Raw genomic sequence first — 14,573 nt, 5'->3', positions numbered from 1 at the left:
GATGAAAAGCCCAACCATCCGCCGCTGGTCGGTGATCCACACCTGGAGCAGCCTGGTCTGCACCCTGTTCCTGCTGTTGCTGGCGCTCACCGGCCTGCCGCTGATTTTCCACCACGAACTCGAACACCTGCTCGGCGATGCCGCAGAGTTGCGCGCGATGCCCGCCGACACCCCGCACCTGGACCTGCAACAGCTGGTGCTGAAAGCTCAGCAACACCGCCCCGGCGAGGTCGTGCAGTATTTCGGCTTCGACAAGGACGAACCCGACGGTGTGCTGGCGATCACCGCTGCCACCGCCGGCACCGAACCCAATTCGTCGCACACCTTCATGCTCGACGCCCGCACCGGCGAAGCCGTAGCCATGCCGGCTGCCAATGGCGGTTTCATGATGCTCATGCTGCGCCTGCATGTGGACCTGTTCGCAGGGCTCCCCGGCAAGCTGCTGCTGGCCTTCATGGGCGTGCTGTTTGTCGTCGCGATCATCTCCGGCACCGTCCTCTATGCACCGTTCATGCGCCGCCTGGACTTCGCCACCGTGCGCCACGACAAATCCCGGCGCCTGCGCTGGCTGGACCTGCACAACCTGATCGGCATCGTCACCCTGGCCTGGGCGTTGACCGTCGGCGTCACCGGGGTGATCAGCGCCCTCTCCGACCTGGTCATCGCCGCCTGGCGCAACGACAGCCTGGCCGCCATGGTTGCTCCTTATGGTGATGCCCCGCCGCTGACCGAGCGCGCGCCGGCCACCCGTCTGCTGGAGATAGCCGAACAGGCCGCCCCCGGCATGCGCCCGGATTTCATCGCCTTCCCCGGCACGCGTTTCTCCAGCGAACACCACTACGCCGTGTTCATGAATGGCGCCTCGCACCTGAGCTCACACCTGTTCACGCCAGTGCTGATCGACGCCCGCACACTCGAGGTGACCGCGGTCGGCGAGCGTCCCTGGTACATGGATGCCCTGGGCCTGTCACAGCCGCTGCACTTCGGTGACTATGGCGGTCGGCCGATGCAGATCCTCTGGGCAGTGCTGGATGTGCTGACCATCATCGTGCTCGGCAGCGGCCTCTACCTGTGGTGCAGCAAGTACAACAAGCGCCGGGAGGCACGACCATGAGCCACGCGTCGCAGACCACCTCGCGCATCTTTGCCTGGCCAGCGCTGATTGCCGCCCTCGGTGCGCTGGGCCTGTTCGCCGCCTTGCTTGGCGACGGCTGGTGGGACGGGCTGTCCTGGCTCGGTCTTGGCCTGCCCGCCTGGCTATCCATCCGTGGCCTGTGGCGCGCCAGCGGTAGCTGACTAACACAGCCCCCCGCCATGCCCGCGCAACATGGTCTGCCTCGTTCAAGGAGACGAAGCATGACCACACAGCCATTGTTCCAGGTGCTGGACACCCAATTGGAGGCCTTGCTGCCGCCGCTACACGGCATCGAACATGCCCTCGATCAACACCTCGCCGGGCTCTTTCCAGGGCTCGCCATCAGCGCCCGTACGCTAATGTTCGAAGGCCATTCACTGTTTCAGCTGGTGGGCTTTCATCTGTTCGATGGCGGCACGTTCCGCGTACCCGCAGGCAGTCGGCCACGGCACGCCGATTATCCGGCCATAAGCCTGCCGCTCGACTTCAACAACAGCATCCACAGCTTCTGCCATGGCCTGCGCCAGGGCTTGCACGCGCGCCTGGCCAACTATTGGATGGAGCGTGGCAGCAATGGTTTGAGCCGCCTGGTGCGGCTGGCCTCGTACTTGCGCGACCGGTTCGAGGCAGAAGTCCGCTTGCGCATGACCGACCAGACCCTTTCACCCCAACACACCCAGTTGCTCAGGACCTGCATACAGATGCCTTACCCCTGGCAACGACGGCAATTGCCTACGGGCATGCGCCCACAAATCTATCGAATCCTGCTGAGCAGCACCGCCCCCAACTGGCGTAGTTATCTGCCAGGTTTTCTGGTGCTCACCGAGCAGGGCCTGGAGGGGGGCTTGCTGGAGCCTCACGAGGGTGTTGGCCGAGCGATGCTGTGCAGCGTGGCCCACGGCATCGAGACCTTCGACAGCCTGACGGCCCTTCATCAGGAAGTCTGCGAGCGCCTGGAAGACCCCCAGCAAAGCGAGCACCTGGTCAAGCTGATGATCGACCCCGTCGAACAACACAACGCCCGCCAAGCCGAACGCTTGCGCTATGACTGGTACACCGAAGATCTGGCCGACCACTTCGCCCACGCTATCCGCGACGCGCAGATCAAGCAGCTCAGCCACACCTGGCAGACCGCCTGGAATCGCGGGCAGCAGCGTGACATCGGGCAGTTCGACCAGGCATTGGCCAAGGCCCTGGACTGGCGCGGCGCCGTCAGCAGCAAAGGACCGATGGCCAACCGCTACGGCCAGTTGCTGGAAAAACACTTGCCCAACTGGCTACGCGAGACCTCGGCGCAAGGTGTCACGCACATCATGCAGGCCATGCAAGAACAGATAGCCGCCATCGAAGGCGCCAGCGGCCCAGGCATCCTGACACTGGATCAATTCAAACAACGGCACAGCTTGCTGCATTGGGTCAACGAGCGTCTGCGCGAGTACCTGCAACGTGACCCAGGCCTGGACATCGATCCCAAGGACATTTCCGTCAGCGTCACTCTGGCGCGCCAGAAAGGCCCGTTCATCCAACCACAACCCACTGGCATCACCAGCAGCTACATCCCGGTCGCGAGCCGCCCGCAGGTGGGCGACACCGTCGAACTGGTGCATCACACCTACCGCCTCGAAGAACTGGCATTGCTGAACATTGCCTGGTTCGACGTGGATTACTGGCTGACGGCGCGCGTACACGTATATGGCGACCAACCTCTCCCCGCGCTCACGCCTCAGCGGGTAAAGGACATCGTACGGCGACTCAACGCAGGCAGCGGCTACCAGGCCTACCTGCGCATCCAACTGCTCGACTCAGAGCAAGGCCGCTGGCGAAAAAAGGCCCATGGACAGCTCACCCGCACTCGCATGAATGCCGAAGCGGTCAAGGCGCGCTACGCCGGCCATTTCCTCGAGGATCCCAGCGAACAGGGCTATGGCTGGGCCAGCACGGTCATCCACTCAGCCGACAGCCAGAGCCGGCCACCTTTCGCAGGGCACGCGGTGCACGCACAGCAGTTGCTCGTCAATGAAGACACCCTGCAAGGCGTAGTGCTGCTGGTCTCACCGCAGGCGTCCCGACACATCGTGGTGTACTGCCCGGACGTCCCGGACCGCCGCTATTGGCGCGAATACAGCAGTGTCCGCGCGCTGATCAAGGCAGTGCGCAGCGACCTTCACCTGCAGGCCTACCTGATCCAGCGCTTGCCGACGGCGACTGGACGCTTATTGGAGAAACGTCTGCGCAAAGGCGGACTCGGAAGTACCGTGAGGGCTCAGACGATCACCGGTGACCTGTTGCAAGCGCTGTATCTTGCGGAGGTCAACCACCTGATGAGCGAAACGGATACGTCCACGCGCAGCAACCAGGAACTGCTCGGCGAATTTTCAATCAACGTCCTCAGGCTCCTGCTGGATATCGTCAGCCTGGTATTGCCGCAGCGCACAATGATTGCCCTGGCATTCGGCCGCATGTCGATATCGATATGGGATGGCTTCGAAGCCTTCGAACAGGGGGATCATGATGGCGCCCTTCACCATGCCATCGCTGCCTTAGGCCACGGCACCGCAGGGCTCAACGAAATGGCGGGGTCGGGCCTGATGCGCCGGGCCCTGCGCGGGCTGCCCAAACCACCTCCGGTGCCGCTGCCCAGGCACTATGAGGCGTTCCCTGAGCGGGCCCGGCTCCGCTACCGAATCGATACCCTGCATGGCGAGACGGTCTATGAGCTGCCCTCGGCCAAGCCAGGGCTGAGCCAGTACTATGTGCAAGACAACCAGGGCGTTCTTTTCAATGTCAGCTATGACGGCCGGCGCTGGCGAGCCACCGACCCGGACCAACCCTTTGCCTTTCTGAAACTGCCGATCAAGCGCAAGCAAGACGGCAACTGGACAGTGGACTCGCCCGTGCTCTGGTATGACGGGCTACCCGACCTTGCCAGCCTGCTGGCGCAATGCCGCCTGATCCCTGCCCGGCAAGGCAGCGCCATCGACAATCAACCAGGGCTGTTCGCAGCGGGCAGCCTGTCGTATCTGCAGTTGGGTGACCACCAGCTTCCCGTTCGCCAGCACCTGCTCGCCGGCCATTACCATCTGCTGCTGCCTGACACCCTCAGCGGCGCCGTCCCAGCCTCGGCGGTCTTGCGGCAGCAAGAGGGTGCATGGCGCATTCGCGTACGCCAGTCCGGCCGCAGCAGCGACTGGCTGGCACTACCCGCTGCCTATTCGGACAGCCGAGGCAGCAGTCGGTCCAGACGTTGATGCAGGGCACTGCTGCTCGGCCAGTTGCGCAACAGCCGCGCCCGGTCACGGGCATAGGCCGGGGCGAAACTGAGCTGGGTAGCGTGCTGGCACATGGCGTCAAGGTCGATCAACGACCACTGGCCCTTGTCCCAGAACAGGTTGTGACCCTTGAAGTCGCCGTGGCTGATGCGCTCGCGGATCAGCTGCTGCATGACATGCACCAGCGCATCGACCTGCTCCTCAGGTGCGTCGCCGTTGTCCACATAGGGCGCGAAGCACTCGGTCAGGTCCGGGCCATCGACATATTCGGTGACCAGGTAGGCGCGGCTGCGCAGGCCCATCACCCGTTGCTCCAGCACCGCCAGCGGGCGCGGGGTGGCGATGTCGAGGAATTCCAGGCGATGCCCTTCGATCCACGAATGCCAGGCCCGGCTCGGCCGCCAAAAGCGCTTGAACCAGTGGGCGGTGTTCTTGATGTTGTAGCGCTTGAGCACCAGCTTGCGGCCGTTCACTTCGATACGCGCCACACTGGCCGCACCACCGGTCTTGTACAGGTGGCCCTGGTCGATCAGTGCATCCGCCTGCTCGAGCACCGGCCGCATGGCCTCCACCTCGCTGCGGCGGATCACGCGCAGGCCCGACAGGCTGCGCTCGACACTGAACAGGCTGCACTCGCGGCCAGCCTTTTCCAGGTAATCCTTCTGGCGCCAGCTGCGCACCTTGTCCACCTGCTTCAACAGCGCTTCCAGCGGCAGCGCGTGCTCGGCGTTGGCCAGCAGGTAATGCACCAGCAGCTCTTCGATGAACGGCTCCAGGCGCTTGGGCAACTGGGCGAAGAACACCCCGAGATTTTCCAGCACACGCGGGCGCGACAGCTGCTGGCCGGGTGTCTCGGCCTTGATGCCGGCGCCGTCGATCAGGTACAGCTTGCCGCCGTGGCGCAGCAGGTTGTCCAGGTGCAGGTCTTCTTGCCACAGGCCCTGGGCATGCATGTGCGCCACGGCAGTCAGGGCTTCGCCCAGCACCAGGTGCTGCTCGTCAGCCAGCACCGGCAGGCTTTCCACCGCCGCCCAGGCATCGGCCAGGCTTTCGGCGCCATCGAGGAATTCGAACAGCAGCCAGCCGCCCTCGCCTTCCTTGAGGCCGTCGGCCAGCAGTTGCGGCGTGGTCAGGCCTTCTTTGGCCAACAGCTTCACGCCATCCAGTTCGCGCTGGAAATGCCGCGCGGCATTGCCGCCGACCAGCAGCTTGGCCAGCACCGGGGTGCCACGCCAGATGCCGGCGCCGACATAGCGCTGGCCGGGCAGCACCCGCAGCAGGCTGAGCAATTGCAGGTCAGCCGGGCCAGCGGCATCGGCCAGGGTGATGCTCAACGGCAGCGCCGGGCTGCGCCCGGCGTCTTTGAGTTCGGACAAACGCATCAGCGGGCCTCTTTTTCACGACGGCGTTGCGTCAGGCGTTGCAGCCAGGTGCCGACCAGGGCGCTGTCGCCAGGCTGCTGCAGGTAGGCCGCCAACAACTGGCGCACGTCCGCCTCGCTCCAGGCCCCGGCACGTCGCAGCAGCGGCTCCAGGTCGCGCAGGCGGTCACGCATGCCGAACAGAAGCGGCCGGGTCTTTTCCAGGTCGATCAGTTGCGCTTCCCAGCCCTCGCGACGTGGGCGCAGGAAGATGTGCTTGGGATAGAAGCAGCCGTGCACCAGGCCTGCACCGTGCAGGGTGCGCGCCAGCTGGCCGCAGGCCTTGAGGATACCTGCCCGGGCGTCATCGGCAAGCTGTGGCCACTGAGCCAGCAGGCCTTCGAGGTCGCTCCACTCGTCCAGCGCACGGGTCATCAGGATTGCCCGGTGCTTGCCGTTCTGCTTGCGCTCGCCGTAGAACACAGCCTGCAAGGCCGGGATGTGCAGTTTGTGGTAACGGCTGATGTTACGGAACTCGCGGGCGAAGGTCGGTTCGCCAAACGGCCGGTGCAAGGTGCGGGTCAGGTAATCGCTCTGGCGCTTGAGGTAATAACCTTTGCCCTCCAGCTCCAGGCGATAGACGCTGCTCCAGCCGCCGCGGCCGGTGTTAGGTTCGTCCACGGCGTCGAGCTGCAGCGCCCACAACGCTTCGAAATCGTTCAAGCCATGGCGTTTGAGCAGCGCGAGGTCCGCGCTGGCCAGGTAGTCGGTCATTCCCTTCCCTCGAAGAAGCTCAGCACCTGGCGAATGCGCCGCTTGTCGCGCACATTCAGGCGCTGACGCCCACGGTACTGCAGATAGAAACGCAGGCGCTGGGTCGCCGACAGATGATATTTAGCCACCTTGTCCAGGCACGCCAGGTCTTTGATCATGCGGTGGCGCCACATGAAGCCGCGCCAGAAATCGCCGGTCGGGCAATCGATGAAGAACAGCGTACCCAGGTCGTCGACCAGCAGGTTGCGCCACTTCAGGTCGTTGTGGGCAAAACGGTGTTCATGCATCACCCGGGTGTGGCGCGCCAGCTGACGGCTCAGCTTGTCGACCCAGACCCGGTCGGCCAGGCGTGGGTCGTTGCGCTCGGCCAGGGCCGAAAGGTCTTCGGTACGCGGCAGCTCGCGGGTGATCATCGCCCCACGGCCAAAGGCCAGGCCCTTGCGTTCCAGGCCCCAGGCCACCACCTCGGCAGTGGGAATTTCCCACTTGGCGAACTGCTTGAGGTTCTGCCATTCGGCCTTGATGCGTGGCCGGCCCAGGTAACGGCGCATGTGCTTGCCAGCGCCGGTGTAGCGCTTGACGTAGTAGTTGACCCCGTCACGCTCGACGCGGATAACCTCGCTGAGCGGGTCACGCGTGAGGTGTTCGCCCTTGAGGGCAAAGACCGCATCGAGGCTGCCGAAGTCCGACGCCAGATGTTCGTAGCCTGGCGCCAGTGTCCAACTCGCCATCAGAGTGCATCCCCATAGCGTTGCTTGCGATCGTAGAGTTTCTGCGCCTTGCGCTCGAGCCAGGCGAGCAGCGCGGCCTCCTCGGCCAGAATCTGCCGCAACGGGCGCTGGAAGTAACCGCGCAGGAAACGCAGCTTGTCACGCCGGGTAAGGCCGATGTCCAGCGCCGAGAAATACAGCGCGGCCAGGTCCTTGTCGCGCCAGCGGCGGCTGATTTTCGCCCGGGTCTGGGCGCGATGCAGGTCGATGACCGACAGTTTGAAGTCTTCCGGCGTCACCGGCCGGTCGGTGTGCAGCAGGAAGTGGCAGATGTAACAGTCTCGGTGGTTGACCCCGGCGCGGTGCATGCCGCCAGTCATCTTTGCCACTTCAGCGATCAGCGCACGCTTCAGGCGTGGCTCGGGCGGCTGCTTGACCCAGTCGATGCTGAAGTCTTCCAGGCTGATGGTAGGCGCCAGCTCTTCGGTGACGATGAACGAATGCTGGCTGGCCGGGTTGCTGCCACGCTCGCCATAGGCCACCGCAGTCATGGTCGGCACGCCCACTTCATGCAGGCGCTGGATGGCCTGCCATTCCTGGCCGGCACCGAGTACCGGCAACTTGGCAGTGAGCAGGTTCTTGAAGATCTCGCCCCAGCCGATGCCACGGTGGATCTTGACGAAGAAGCCTTCGCCATCGACCTCGGTACGCAGCGTGCGGCGGCCTTCCAGCTCGCGATAGACCTCGCCTTGCAGCGCTTCCACGGCCTCGAAGGCGTCCCGCCCGGCCCACAGATGCTTGAAGGGTTCGGCCAAAATCAGCTTCATGCGTTCTCCTGTCCCAGAATCACATCGGCAGCATGCTGCGGCATGCTGTACAGGTCGGCACTGTCGGCAAAGGCCAGGCCGTTGCGCGACCAGCCGGCGCGGGCCTGAGCGTCCTCCAGCATGCGTTGCAGGTAGGCATTGAGCTGCTCCTGCTCGAACGGCTCGTCCAGCACCAGGCCGCTGTCGGCCTCGGCGATGTAGTGAGCGTAACCGCAGACCTTGGACACCAGCACCGGCAAGCCGGCCACCAGCGCTTCGAGCAACACCGTGCCGGTGTTCTCGTTGTAGGCCGGGTGGATCAGCAGGTCGGCACCCAGCAGGAAGCGCGGGATGTCGCTGCGGCCCTTGAGGAACTGCACCTGCTCCCCCAAGCCCAAGGCGGCGCTCTGCAACTGGAACACCTTGGGGTCGTCCTGGCCGATGACCATCAGCCTGGTGCGTTTGCGCAGCGCCGAGGGCAGTGCGGCCAGGGCTTTGAGGCTCCGATCGACGCCCTTGGTCTTGAAGCCGGAGCCGATCTGTACCAGCAGCAGGTCGTCATCGCCCAGGTTGAACTCCTTGCGGAACTCGGCGCGGATCTCGGCGGCATTGGCCGGCGCGCGGCGGTCCTGGGAGATGCCTGGCGGCAGCAGGTGGAAGCGTTCCACCGGGGTGCCGTAGTGCTTGATGAACAGCGGCTGCTGCACTTCGGAAATCATCAGCACTTCGGTGCGCGCGTCCTTGGCGAACACGGCACGTTCGTACTCGGCAAAATGCCGGTAGCGGCCCCAGCGGCGGTACAGGCCGCCGCGCAGGGTCTGCGCCTTGTCCTCGAAGCAGCCGTCGGCGGCGTAGTAAACGTCCAGCCCCGGCATCTTGTTGAAACCGATCAGCCGGTCGACCGGGCGCTTGGCCAGGTCCGCTTCCATCCAGGCGCTGAGCTTCTCGTTGCGGCGGTGGTTGAAGATCGCCTTGACCGGCGCCACCAGCACCTCGAAGCCCGGCGGGATATCACCTTCCCAGATCAGCGTGTACACGCGGATCTGATGGCCCCGCTTCTGGCATTCCAGGGCGATGCGCATGAAATCGCGCTGCAGCCCGCCGAAGGGGAAATATTTGTAAAGCACGAAAGCCAGTTGCATCAACGAACATCCTCAGCCAGCAGCAGCGCGCTCAGGCGGCTCGCTACATGCTCGGGATTCAGGCGAGTGAAGCACAGTGGCCACTCGCGTTTCAGATCGAACCGGCGCAGGTCTTCGGCGCTCGGTTTGTAGGTGCATTTCTTTTGCAGGCAGGGTGCGCATGGCCAGTCACTGGCCTGGTGAATCTGGGTCCGTCCGTAGGCGCCGGTCAGGCCTGGGTTGGTCGGGCCGAACAGCGAAATGGTCGGCACGTCCAGCGCTGCAGCCAGGTGGCCGAGGCCGGTATCCACCGCCACACAGGCCTTGGCCGCCGCCAGCACACGGGCGACGCCGGCAAGGTTCAATCTGGGGAGCACCTGGCAGTTGTTCAAGCCTTGGGCAATGCGCTCGGCACGGGCCTTTTCAGCAGGGTTACCCCAGGGCAGGCGTACCTGCAGCTTGCGCCGGGCCATGCGCTCGGCCAGTTCGCGCCAGTAGGCTTCAGGCCAGTGCTTGGTCGCCCAGGTGGTGCCATGCAGGAACACCACGTAAGGCGCAGCCGGCGGCAATTGCAGGCGGTCGAGGTCGAGACCGTACTGGCCGATGCCTTCCGGCAGGTCATAGGCCAGGGCCATGGCGAACAGTTGTCGCACTCGCTCCACGGCATGCTGGCCAACGGCGACCGACAGCGGCCGGTCATAGAACCGGCTGGCCCAGCCTTCACGGGCCGAATAGCGGTCCAGCCCGGCGACCGGTGCCTTGACGTAGCGGGTCAGCCAAGCCGACTTGACCAGGCCCTGGGCATCGATCACCAGGTCGTACTGGCGCTCGCGAACGCGCTGCTTGAACGCCTTCCACTCGCCGCTCTTGAGGGTCTGCCAGAGGTTCTTGCGCCAGCGGCGGATCGCCACCGGGATGACCTGGTCGACTGCCGGGTGCCAGCTGGGGATCTCTGCAAAGCCCTCTTCCACCACCCAGTCGAAACGGATGCCCGGGATGGCATGGGCGGCGTCGGTCAGCGCCGGCAGGGTGTGGATCACATCACCCAGCGACGAAGTCTTGATGATCAGTACCCGCACTTAGTCGACCTCGGCCACGGTATCGATCAGGTTCGGACCACCCAGGCTGTGCAGGGCGGCGATCACTCTGCCCGGTTCCAGCAGGCGCAGGCAGTTGTAGTGGCCGAAGCGGCAGGTGCGGTCGAAGCACGGGCTGCACTCGATGCCGGTGCGCACCACTTCCACCTGTTCGGCCAGCGGCGGCGTGAAGCCAGGCGAAGTGGAACCGTACACCGCGACCAGCGGGCGGTTCAGTGCCGCCGCCACGTGCATCAGGCCAGAGTCGTTGGACACCACGGCATCGGCGCAGGACATCAGGTCGATGGCCTCGGCCAGCGAGGTTTCGCCCGCCAGGTTGTACGACTCTTCACGCAGGCCCGGTATCAGGCGGTCGCGGATCTGCTCGCCGACCGGGTGGTCGTTCTTCGAGCCGAACAGCCACACCTGCCAGCCCTGGCGGGTCATCGCATCGGCCACAGCGGCGTAGTGCTCGCTCGGCCAGCGCTTGGCCTCACCGAACTCGGCGCCCGGGCACAGCGCCAGCACCGGGCGGTCCAACGCCAGGCCGAACTTGGCCAGGGCGGCTTCACGGCTCTGCGCTTCGATCTGCAGGCTTGGCCGCGGATACGGCTGCGGCAGCTCGGCACCGGGTGCGTAGGCCAGGGCCATGAAACGTTCGATCATCAACGGGTAGCGGGCCTTGTCCAGCTTGCGCACGTCGTTGAGCAGGCCGAAACGCATTTCACCGCGCCACCCGGTGCGCTTGGGAATGCCGGCAAAGAACGGCACCAGTGCCGACTTCAACGAGTTGGGCAGCAGGATGGCCTGGTCGTACTGGCCGGCCAGGGACTTGCCGATGCGCCGACGCGTGGCCAGTTCCAGCGCGCCGTGGCCGAGCGGGAAGCTCAAGGCCTGACGCACTTCGGGCATGCGCTCAAGGATCGGCCGGCTCCACTCGGGCGCCAGCACGTCGATCACGCAGTCGGGGTGCTGCTGTTTCAGGCACTGGAACAGGGTCTGCGCCATCACCATGTCGCCGACCCAGCTGGGGCCAATGATCAGTATTCTCATGCTTAGTCCAGAAACGCTCGGGGAGGCTACAGGCTGCATACAGCCTGGCCTCCCCTCTTTATATTCAGGCTATGTGGCGGACAGTGTACCACTCAGGCCCATTCCGGGCCTTCAGGTCAGCCCCAGCTCAGCCCAGATCCGTCGCACCTGGCGGCGCTCATCGGCGAACTGCGCCGCATCGATCACCCCGGCCTGCTTCTGCAGGGCCTGGCGGTGCGACGCCGAGCGGAACGCCTTGTACACCTCACGCAACAGCACCGCGTCACTGGCCGGCATCAACCCTGCCTGCTCCAGTTCTTCCAGAATGCGGATGTTATCGGTCCATCGGAGTATGGCCGGGTGCTCGTGAGACCAGGCCAAAGCGGCGTATTGCACCATAAATTCGATATCGACGATACCGCCGGCATCCTGCTTGATATCGAACGGCACACCGGTATCGAAGGCATTGGCCGCGGTGCCGGCAAGGGTGGCCTTGGTGCCGAGGTTGTCGCGCATCTTGGCGCGCATTTCACTCACTTCGCTGCGCAACTTGCCCAGATCGCGAGGCTGGCCCAGGACCTTGGCGCGCACGCCCTCGAATGCCGTCGCCACCTGTTTGCAGCCCACCAGCACACGGGCGCGCACCAGGGCCTGATGCTCCCATGTCCAGGCCTCGCTCTGCTGGTAGCGCTCGAACGCTCCCAGCGAACTGACCAGCAACCCCGCCGCGCCAGACGGGCGCAGGCGCATGTCGACGTCGTACAGCTGGCCGGAGTTGGTCTGGGTAGTCAGCAAGTGGATGATGCGCTGGCCCAGGCGGGTGAAGAACTGCGCACTGTCGATCGGTTTGGCGCCGTCGGTTTCCGCCTGCGGGTCGCCATCGTGAATGAACACCAGGTCCAGGTCCGAACCATGGCCCAGCTCCAGGCCGCCGACCTTGCCGTAGCCGATGATGATGAAGCCTGGGTCGCACAGGCTACCGTCGCTGCGCCGGGGCTGACCATGGCGGGCCACGGTCTGGCGCCAGGCCAGGGCCAGCACCTGGTCGAGTATGGCCTCGGCCAGCCAGGTCAGGTAGTCGCTGACTTTCATCAACGGCAGGTTGCCGCTGATTTCCGACGCTGCCACACGCAGGCTATGGGCCAGCTTGAAGTGGCGCAGCGCTTCCATCTGCTGTTCCAGGTCGTCCTCGGGGATGCGCGTCAGCCGCTCGCGCAGCTCGGCAGCCAGCTCCGGCGCCAGTGGTGGGCTGAACAGGCGGCCTTCGTTGAGCAGTTCATCGAGCAGCAAGGGGTAGCGAGCAATCTGCTCGGCGATCCACGGGCTGGCCGCACACAGGGTCAGCAAGCGCCGCAAGGCGCCCGGGTTTTCGGTGAGCAGCACCAGGTAGGCCGAGCGCCGGGCCACGGCCTCGACCAGCGGCAACACCCGCTCCAGTACCAGGTCCGGGTTGTCGTGTTCCACAGCCTGGGCCAGCAGGCGTGGAATGAAGGCATCCAGGCGCTCGCGGCCGATGCGCTGCATCGAACGCAGCTGCGGGCTGGCGCGCAGCGCTGCCAGGCGGCGCAAGGCTTCGGTCGGCTGCTTGAAACCGGCCTCTTCCAGCTGGCGACCTGCGGCCTCTTCATCCTGGGCCTGTTCCCACAGCGGTGACCACTCGCCACCGACCACCAGCTCGCCTTCACCTTCGTCCTCATCCGGGTCGGCAATGACCTGACGGAAGTGCCAGTCGACCCGGCCGCGCCAGTACATCAACTGATCGTGGAAGCTCTGCCAGTCGGCAAAACCCAGCATATAGGCGACACGCTCACGGTCGAGTTCGCTGTCGGGGAGCATCTGCGTCTGGCGGTCGGCGATGGCCTGGATGGCGTGTTCGGTGTAGCGCAGGAATTCATAGCCTTCGCGCAGCTCTGCCACCACGGCGGGCGGCAGGTAACCCTGGCCCTCCAGGATTGCCAGCACCTTGAGCAATGGCCGCAGTTGCAGGCTCAGGTCACGGCCACCGTGAATCAGCTGGAAGGCCTGGGCGATGAACTCGACTTCGCGGATGCCACCCGCGCCCAGCTTGATGTTGTCGGCCATGCCCTTGCGCCGCACTTCCTGCTGGATCAGCTGCTTCATGGTGCGCAGCGCTTCGATCGCCGAAAAGTCCAGATAACGCCGATACACGAACGGTTTCAACATTTCCTGCAGTTGCGCGCCAGCGGCCTGGTCACCGGCCACCACCCGCGCCTTGATCATCGCGTAGCGTTCCCAGTCGCGGCCCTGGTCCTGGTAGTACTGCTCCAACGCATTGAAGCTGAGCACCAGGGCGCCGGCCGAGCCGTAGGGGCGCAGGCGCATGTCGACACGGAATACAAAGCCATCGACGGTCACCGGGTCGAGCGCCTTGATCAGGCGCTGGCCCAGGCGGGTGAAGAATTCCTGGTTTTCCAGCGAGCGCTTGACCCCTTCGGTTTCGCCGCCCTCGGGGAAGGCGAAGATCAGGTCGATGTCCGACGACAGGTTCAGCTCCACCGCGCCCAACTTGCCCATGCCCAGCACCACCATGTGCTGCGGCTGGCCGCTACGGTTGCCGATCGGCGTGCCGAACTGCTGGCAGTGGCGCGGGTACAGCCACTGGTAGGCTTCGTCGATGGCCGCATCGGCGAGGTCGGACAGGTCGCGGCAGGTCTCGCCCAGCTCGGCCTGGCGGGTAATGTCACGCCAGATGATGCGCAGCTGATGGCGATTGCGCTGGCGACGCAGGTTGCGCGCCAGCTCGTCCTCGCTCTGCGCGGCCTGGGCTGCAGCGGCGATCTGCCCGCGCAGCTCGCCCGGTGCGTAACGGCGGTCCAGTTCACCGCTGGCGATCATCGCGAACAGCATGGCCGGCTCGCGCTGGGCAACGCCAAGGACAAAATCACTGGCGGCGGCGACCTGATCGAACTGTTGCCGGTGCAAAGGCGTCAAGGTGTTGAGGTCGAGGTCAGCGTGGCCCGCCACGGCATCGCGCAGGAACTGCTGGTTGCGAACGACCAGCGGTTGCAGGGAAGCAGGCAGTTCGAGCGGCAAAGGTAGGCGCATGGTCTATCCTTGATCGGCGTGAAAAGGAGGGGAAAAAGCGGCCAGGAGGGAGCCGGACCTCGGTTGGACTGTCATACAAAAGTTGGAAATAGCTGAAAAAAACGAATCATTGGCATGAAACATCAAGATCCACCTGTTCGCGACACACCGCCAACCAACATGAACGTTTTTCCTCACAAGCCGAGGTGCGACCAAACGTCGCATTTGTGTAGTTTTACTACTAC

General features: G+C 64.7%; 11 protein-coding genes. 3 read left to right on the top strand and 8 right to left on the bottom strand.

The window, feature by feature from the left end:
- Position 1 precedes the first annotated feature (1 nt).
- Genes L6D64_RS12705 through L6D64_RS12695 form a run of 3 tightly spaced genes read left to right on the top strand, consistent with a single transcriptional unit; the run spans position 2 to position 4,383 of the window.
- On the top strand, positions 2–1,114 hold the full coding sequence (locus tag L6D64_RS12705; protein ID WP_176506803.1) for a PepSY-associated TM helix domain-containing protein: 1,113 nt from the start codon (positions 2–4) through the stop codon (positions 1,112–1,114).
- Positions 1,111–1,296, top strand: coding sequence for a hypothetical protein (locus L6D64_RS12700; RefSeq protein ID WP_176506804.1), 186 nt, complete (start codon positions 1,111–1,113; stop codon positions 1,294–1,296). The genes L6D64_RS12705 and L6D64_RS12700 overlap by 4 nt, the downstream gene beginning before the upstream one ends.
- Before the next feature lie 60 nt (positions 1,297–1,356).
- The gene (locus tag L6D64_RS12695; RefSeq protein WP_176506805.1) at positions 1,357–4,383 is read left to right on the top strand and encodes a dermonecrotic toxin domain-containing protein; all 3,027 of its coding nucleotides are present in this window, start codon (positions 1,357–1,359) and stop codon (positions 4,381–4,383) included.
- Here L6D64_RS12695 and L6D64_RS12690 read toward each other — a convergent pair.
- The 8 genes from L6D64_RS12690 to glnE form a co-directional block, all read right to left on the bottom strand.
- Positions 4,344–5,786, bottom strand: coding sequence for a lipopolysaccharide kinase InaA family protein (locus L6D64_RS12690; protein ID WP_176506806.1), 1,443 nt, complete (start codon positions 5,784–5,786; stop codon positions 4,344–4,346). The two genes, L6D64_RS12695 and L6D64_RS12690, sit on opposite strands and share 40 nt — an antisense overlap.
- Positions 5,786–6,538 (bottom strand): lipopolysaccharide kinase InaA family protein, encoded by a 753-nt coding sequence (locus tag L6D64_RS12685; RefSeq protein ID WP_176506807.1) that lies wholly within the window; start codon positions 6,536–6,538, stop codon positions 5,786–5,788. The genes L6D64_RS12690 and L6D64_RS12685 overlap by 1 nt, the downstream gene beginning before the upstream one ends.
- Positions 6,535–7,269: a lipopolysaccharide kinase InaA family protein gene (locus L6D64_RS12680; protein ID WP_054886012.1), complete on the bottom strand. Its 735-nt coding sequence runs from the start codon at positions 7,267–7,269 to the stop codon at positions 6,535–6,537. Before L6D64_RS12680 ends, L6D64_RS12685 begins: the two co-directional genes overlap by 4 nt.
- Entirely contained in the window at positions 7,269–8,075 is an 807-nt protein-coding gene (gene rfaP / locus L6D64_RS12675; protein ID WP_176506808.1) for a lipopolysaccharide core heptose(I) kinase RfaP, read from the bottom strand. Before rfaP ends, L6D64_RS12680 begins: the two co-directional genes overlap by 1 nt.
- Positions 8,072–9,196 (bottom strand): glycosyltransferase family 4 protein, encoded by a 1,125-nt coding sequence (locus L6D64_RS12670; protein WP_176506809.1) that lies wholly within the window; start codon positions 9,194–9,196, stop codon positions 8,072–8,074. Before L6D64_RS12670 ends, rfaP begins: the two co-directional genes overlap by 4 nt.
- Positions 9,196–10,254 (bottom strand): lipopolysaccharide heptosyltransferase I, encoded by a 1,059-nt coding sequence (gene waaC / locus L6D64_RS12665; RefSeq protein WP_176506810.1) that lies wholly within the window; start codon positions 10,252–10,254, stop codon positions 9,196–9,198. Before waaC ends, L6D64_RS12670 begins: the two co-directional genes overlap by 1 nt.
- Positions 10,255–11,304, bottom strand: a complete 1,050-nt coding sequence (gene waaF, locus L6D64_RS12660) for a lipopolysaccharide heptosyltransferase II (RefSeq protein ID WP_054886016.1) — start codon at positions 11,302–11,304, stop codon at positions 10,255–10,257.
- A gap of 111 nt (positions 11,305–11,415) precedes the next feature.
- Positions 11,416–14,349 (bottom strand): bifunctional [glutamate--ammonia ligase]-adenylyl-L-tyrosine phosphorylase/[glutamate--ammonia-ligase] adenylyltransferase, encoded by a 2,934-nt coding sequence (glnE, locus tag L6D64_RS12655; RefSeq protein ID WP_176506811.1) that lies wholly within the window; start codon positions 14,347–14,349, stop codon positions 11,416–11,418.
- Between the last annotated feature and the right edge of the window lie 224 nt (positions 14,350–14,573).

The sequence above is a fragment of the Pseudomonas urethralis genome (genome assembly GCF_021602465.1).
Lineage (GTDB): Bacteria > Pseudomonadota > Gammaproteobacteria > Pseudomonadales > Pseudomonadaceae > Aquipseudomonas > Aquipseudomonas vlassakiae.
This window is presented reverse-complemented; position numbering and strand designations above follow the sequence as displayed.